The sequence below is a fragment of the Bacillus sp. P4_D3 genome, from assembly GCF_056401855.1.
The window spans coordinates 25,551-31,550 of the sequence record NZ_JBFUIN010000020.1 but is presented as its reverse complement, the minus strand read 5'-3'; the positions used below and the strand labels follow the sequence as shown (position 1 = coordinate 31,550).

The window sequence follows — 6,000 nt, the reverse complement described above, 5'->3', positions numbered from 1 at the left end:
ATGATAATGCCTGTATTGAGTCATTTTTCTCCCATTTTAAATCGGAAATGTTGTATTTGAATCATTTTAAAACAGAAGCAGATTTAATACAAGCAATTGAAGAGTATATTTATTTTTATAACTATAAACGGTTCCAAAAACGACTCAACCACCGAGCTCCGATAGAATATCGAATCTCGATGGCTGCTTAGTCTTTTTAATATTGTCTACTTGACAGGGATAAGACCAGAAAGAGTCCTTTTTTTACACATGGTGACAAGCAACAAAATGATCTTCGCCCACATTACGGAATTCTGGTACATTCGTTTTACAAACATCTGTAGCAAACGGACAGCGTGTATGAAAACGGCAACCTGATGGCGGATTTGCAGGACTTGGAATATCCCCCTCTAGAATAATCCGTTCCCGCTTAACCGTTGGATCAGGTATTGGTACTGCTGATAATAATGCTTTTGTATATGGATGAAGCGGATTTGCAAATAGCTCATCACGCGGCGCTGTTTCCACAATCGTTCCTAAATACATAATTCCAATTTTCGTACATAAGTGCTCTACAACACTTAAATCATGTGAAATGAATAAATAGGATAGTCCCTTCTTCTCCTGTAATTCACTAAACAAATTAATGATTTGCGCTTGAATAGATACATCTAGCGCCGCGACAGGCTCATCAGCCACAATAAATTCTGGATCTAATACCATTGCCCTTGCAATAACGATACGCTGACGTTGCCCACCAGAAAACTCATGAGGGTACCGGTCAATATGATACGGCGCTAAACCACATAACTCCAATACTTCTATCACCTTTTCACGGACATTTTCTTTCGTCGCTAGCCCATGAGCCAACATTGGCTCACCAAGCGCTTCTCCAATTCTCATTCTTGGATTTAATGAGCTAAATGGATCTTGAAAGACGAGCTGCATATTAGGACGATGCTTTCTCAGCTCCTCTTTTGAGAAAGCATGAACATCTTGACCTTTAAATTTCACTTCACCTTCTGTTTTTTGAACGAGACGGAGAATTGTTTTCCCTATCGTCGTTTTCCCACTTCCAGACTCTCCTACAAGGCCAAACACTTCTCCTTTATCAATTGTAAAGCTTACCCCATCTACCGCTTTCACATGTCCAATCGTCCTACTAAATACGCCGCCCTTAATCGGAAAATACGTTTTTAAGTTCTTCACTTCTAATAATGGTTCACTCATTGCCCAGCACGCTCCTCATATAACCAACAAGCTACTTTATGATCCTCATCATGCACATTAAGATTTGGCGCTTCATTTTTGCATATTTCCATGCAATGTTCACATCGACCACTAAAGTAGCAAAATTCATCTAAGCCAACTAAATTTGGAACTTGCCCTGGAATAGAATAAAGTTTATCTGTTCGTTTCCCCATTACTGGTTTTGATTTTAGCAACCCTTTCGTATATGGGTGTTTAGGATTTTGAAATAGCTCTACTACTGGAGCTTCTTCAATGACTTTACCACCATACATAACAACAACGTAATCGGCCATTTCCGCTACAACACCTAGATCATGTGTAATTAATAAGATAGACGTTTTAAATTCCTCTTTTACTTGTCTTAATAAGTCTAATATTTGCGCTTGAATCGTAACATCAAGAGCTGTTGTCGGTTCATCTGCAATTAATAACTTTGGATTACAACTAAGTGCAACAGCAATCATAATACGTTGTAACATTCCACCGCTCAGTTCATGCGGATAAGAATGGACAATTTCATCAGCACGAGCAATACCAACTTTACGAATTAATTCAATTGCTTTTTTGTATGCTTCGTTTTTGCTAAGTAGTTCATGCTCTCTTAACGTCTCAACAATTTGCTCTCCAACAGTGAAGACTGGATTAAGCGATGTCATCGGTTCCTGGAAAATCATCGCAATATCATTTCCTCTTAAACTACGAAGTTCTTTCTCTTTCATTCCTAAAAGGCTTTTTCCTTCATAAAGAATATCGCCACCAACGATGCCGCCAGATTCAGCAATAAGTCCCATAATAGATAAGGCCGTTACACTTTTCCCGCAACCTGATTCGCCTACTACACAAACTGTTTCACCTTCCCGAACTGAAAAGCTAACATGATTAACAGCCTTTACTGTCCCTTCTTCCGTCTGAAAGTGTGTTTGTAAATCCTTTATCTCTACTACTGCTTTACTCATGCTTCCTCACCTACCGCTTCATCTTTGGATCTAATGCATCACGAAGTGCATCGCCCAGTAAATTGATTGATACAACTGTTATAAAAATTGCAAAACCGGGTGGAATCCATAACCAAGGACGCTTTTGGAAATCAATTAATGAGTTTGCTGCGCTAATCATATTCCCCCACGATGGTGTAGGTGGAACGACACCAAGACCTAAATAGCTTAGTGCAGACTCTCCTAATATAGAACCCGCAACACCTAATGTTGATACAACAATTAATATTGGTAAAACATTTGGGATTAAATGATATACAATTTTGCGGTAATCTTTTATTCCTAACACATCAGCAGCCTGCATGAACGATTGTTCTCGAAGCGATAAAATTTGACCTCGTACGAGACGTGCAAGCCCTGGCCAACCTACTAAACTTAAAATAATCATAATGACATAAAGACGATAGTCAGATGGTACTTTCCATTCTGATAAAATAGCTCCCATTATAATAAGTAAGGGTAATCCTGGCATCGACATTAAAATATCTGCAAGACGCATTATAATATTGTCGACGATGCCACGATAAAAACCTGCAATAGCTCCTAATAAAGCTCCTAGTATAACTGATAAAACCATTGAAGCTAAGCCAATTGTTAATGAAATCCGCCCCGCTTGCATAAGCCTTGTTAAAATATCCCTTCCTAATTGATCTGTACCAAGCCAATGAGAAAAACTAGGTGGTTTGTTAATTAGCGCAACTTGTATTTTTCCGGATGCATACGGTGAAAAGAATGGACCGATAAAACAAAATAAAAACATAAAAACTAATGCATAAAACCCTATAAGTGCCATCTTATTTTTCTTTATCCTTTTAAAAGCTTGCCTCCACGGTGATGATTCATTCCGTCTTTTCTTTTTTGCTTTTTTCTCTGTAATTGCTGTAACAGTTTCCATCTCTTTCCCCCCTTACTTCAACCGAATACGTGGATCAACAACTGCATATACAACATCCGCTAAAAAGTTTGAAACAATTGTTAAACAAGAAAGAAACATCGTAAATGCCATTAATACTGTATAATCACGGAAATTAAGCGCTTCTAATTGAATATTGCCGATACCTGGCCAGTTGAAAATTTGTTCAATAATAATTGCCCCTGAAAACAATCCTGGTAACTCAAATGCAAGCAATGTAATAGCCGGTAAAATTGCATTTTTTAATGCATGTTTATAAATAACAGTCTTCTCCTTTAAACCTTTTGCTCTAGCCGTTCGAATATAATCTTGCCGTACAACTTCTAACATACTCGTTCTAAAATAGCGAGTTAATGAGCCTACTCCAAGGAGAGTTAAAATAAACACCGGTAAAACCATATGCTTTGAAACCTCTATTACGTAAGCAAGTCCAGTCGAATTACTGCCAACATCAATCATCCCGCCTATCGGTAATAACTTTAAATCAACCGCGAACACTTTAATTAAAAACAAACCGATAAAGAATGAAGGAAATGACATCGCTGCAAAAACACCAATTGTTACAAGCTTATCGAATAAGGAATGTTGCTTTGTTGCTGAAAATACACCGATAATAAGTGCAATTAGCCAAATAAAGAACAATGCAATAACCGCAACAATAAATGAATTCCATATGAATTTATTTAACAATGATGTTACAGGTTCTTGATATTGAAGAGAAAAACCAAAATCCCCCTGCAATGCATTACCTAGCCAGTGGAAATATCGCTCAACAATTGGTTTATTTAAACCATATAGCTCTCTAAGCTCCGCAGCTCTTTGTGGTGTAATCTTTGGATTTGAATCAATATAGTCACCTGGAAGAAGCGCGAACAAAAAAAAGATAATAACTGACGCACCCAACAATGTAGGAATCATTTGTAACAACCTACGAATGATATATGTTTTCACCCTTTTTCTCTCCAATCTTATGCTTAAAATAGAAGAACATTTTTTCAAAGCGGCACTATTAATTGCCGGATGAAAAAATGCCTTCTACTTATACATTCTTATCGTTATTTTTCAAATGATAATACTGGTAAGTTTGCACTAATACTATTGTATTTTTCAGGGTCAATTCCTTTTATATTCCCGTTATAACCCGTAATTGTTCTACGGTAGTTTAATAGAATGACTGGTGGGTCATCACTTAATTCTTTATACAGCTCTTTATAGATTGGTTTACGTTTTTCAATATCTACCGTTTCAATACCTTTTTGAATTAACTCATCTACTTTTGCATTCTTGTAACCAAGGCTAATTTCATTTGCACTAGACAAATATTCACCAGCTGTTTCACTTGGATCACTTGTAATCGGTGTCGAAACAGAAGCTAAATCATAATCACCTTTATTTACCTTAGACAGCATAGTATTAAAGTCCATAAATTCAGGATTAAATTCTACACCTATCTCTTTATAATTCTCTTTCGCAATTGGAATTAATAAATCACTATCCTTAGCCGAACTTGGGCCGAAATAAGAAAGCTTTAATTTTTGACCATCTTTTTCACGAATTCCATCCGAACCAACTTTCCACCCTGCTTCATCTAATAATTTTTTCGCTTTTTCTTTATCGTATTCATATTTATTAACTCCTTCTTCCGTATAAGCCCAAGAAGTTGGATGGATTGGTACACTAGCTACTGTACCGTACCCTTTTAATGCTGTATCAACATACTTTTGACGATCTAACCCATAAATAAGTGCTTGGCGAACCTTTTTATCCTTTAAGTACGGCTTATTATTATTCATATAAATATAACTAAATGATGCTGCTGTTTCGATTTGAATATTCGCGAATTGTAAACCTTTCGCTTGTTCAAGAACTTCATCACCAGTACCTAGGCCAGTGTAGTCAACCTCACCTGTTTGGAATAATTGAAGCTTCGTATCACCAGCAGTAATTTTATAAATGAAGTTTGGAATTTTCGGTTTACCTGCATAATAATTTTCATTTGCTACAAATCGAACTTCTTGACCAGGAATATACTTTTCAAATTTATATGGGCCCGCAGCTATCGGTTTTCCATATAACCCTTTTAAATAATCTAAACTTGTATTTTGTTTATAGTCTTTTCCATAATAAGCTTTTGATAACACTGGGCCACCTAAAGCAGTTAGTGTCTGGGAATTAACTTTTTCAGTCGTAACTTTAATTGTCTGTGGATCAACAACTTGAATTCCTTCAATAGAAGTTGCTTTACCTTCTTTATATTCTTTTCCGCCTTTAACAGCATATTGAGAAATATCCATTTCACCCTCATATGCCTTATCATGTAAAAGCGTCAATGTGAACGCTACATCATCCGCTGTTAACGGTGAACCATCACTAAATTTTAAATCTTTACGTAAATGGAATGTATATGTTAACTGATCAGAGGAAACATCCCACTTCTCAGCTAATTCTGGAGTTGGTTTTCCTTGTTTATCTGTCGATACAAGAGATGCAAAAATAACAGAAGTTACATTTCCATCCCAGCCATTTTGCTGGAAGTATGGTAAAAAGACACCACCTGGTTTACTAATCCCAACAACTAACGTGTCTTTTCGACTTTTTGCTTTGTCAGGCACTTTCGTCTTATCTGTAGCAGCAATCTTTTCGATTTTTATATTTTTTAAATCTTGCTGTTTAACTGGTTCTGTAGAAGCCGTATCCTCCTGTCCCCCGCAAGCAGATAACACAAACGAACTACTCAGTAATACTGAAAATAAACCAGCCCATTTTTTTGTCTTTTTCTTCATTGTCCCCACCCTAACTTTTTTTTAATAATTACACCTTATGAACTGCTTGCCTTATGTATGCCTCCCACAGCAACATTTT

The 6,000-nt window shown here is 36.7% G+C and carries 6 protein-coding genes; 1 reads left to right on the top strand and 5 read right to left on the bottom strand.

Features of this window, described 5'->3' with window-relative positions:
• On the top strand, positions 1-191 hold a 191-nt coding region (locus AC1DTM_RS06025; protein ID WP_145924744.1), incomplete at its 5' end, for an IS3 family transposase.
• Positions 192-243: 52 nt separating this feature from the next.
• Here AC1DTM_RS06025 and AC1DTM_RS06020 read toward each other — a convergent pair.
• The 5 genes from AC1DTM_RS06020 to AC1DTM_RS06000 all read right to left on the bottom strand — a co-directional run bounded on the left by AC1DTM_RS06020 (position 244) and on the right by AC1DTM_RS06000 (position 5,921).
• Positions 244-1,209: an ABC transporter ATP-binding protein gene (locus AC1DTM_RS06020; protein WP_016103353.1), complete on the bottom strand. Its 966-nt coding sequence runs from the start codon at positions 1,207-1,209 to the stop codon at positions 244-246.
• On the bottom strand, positions 1,206-2,186 hold the full coding sequence (locus AC1DTM_RS06015) for an ABC transporter ATP-binding protein (RefSeq protein WP_016103352.1): 981 nt from the start codon (positions 2,184-2,186) through the stop codon (positions 1,206-1,208). The genes AC1DTM_RS06020 and AC1DTM_RS06015 overlap by 4 nt, the downstream gene beginning before the upstream one ends.
• A gap of 10 nt (positions 2,187-2,196) precedes the next feature.
• The gene (gene opp4C, locus AC1DTM_RS06010; protein ID WP_002063509.1) at positions 2,197-3,120 is read right to left on the bottom strand and encodes an oligopeptide ABC transporter permease; all 924 of its coding nucleotides are present in this window, start codon (positions 3,118-3,120) and stop codon (positions 2,197-2,199) included.
• Between the two features lie 12 nt (positions 3,121-3,132).
• The gene (locus AC1DTM_RS06005; protein WP_016103351.1) at positions 3,133-4,089 is read right to left on the bottom strand and encodes an ABC transporter permease; all 957 of its coding nucleotides are present in this window, start codon (positions 4,087-4,089) and stop codon (positions 3,133-3,135) included.
• A 104-nt stretch (positions 4,090-4,193) separates the two neighbouring features.
• Entirely contained in the window at positions 4,194-5,921 is a 1,728-nt protein-coding gene (locus AC1DTM_RS06000) for an ABC transporter substrate-binding protein (protein ID WP_016103350.1), read from the bottom strand.
• Between the last annotated feature and the right edge of the window lie 79 nt (positions 5,922-6,000).

Coding starts and splice junctions, on each gene's coding strand:
- AC1DTM_RS06000 (WP_016103350.1), bottom strand. CDS start 5,921: ATGAAGAAAAAGACAAAAAAATGGGCTGGTTTATTTTCAGTATTACTG.
- opp4C (WP_002063509.1), bottom strand. CDS start 3,120: ATGGAAACTGTTACAGCAATTACAGAGAAAAAAGCAAAAAAGAAAAGA.
- AC1DTM_RS06020 (WP_016103353.1), bottom strand. CDS start 1,209: ATGAGTGAACCATTATTAGAAGTGAAGAACTTAAAAACGTATTTTCCG.
- AC1DTM_RS06015 (WP_016103352.1), bottom strand. CDS start 2,186: ATGAGTAAAGCAGTAGTAGAGATAAAGGATTTACAAACACACTTTCAG.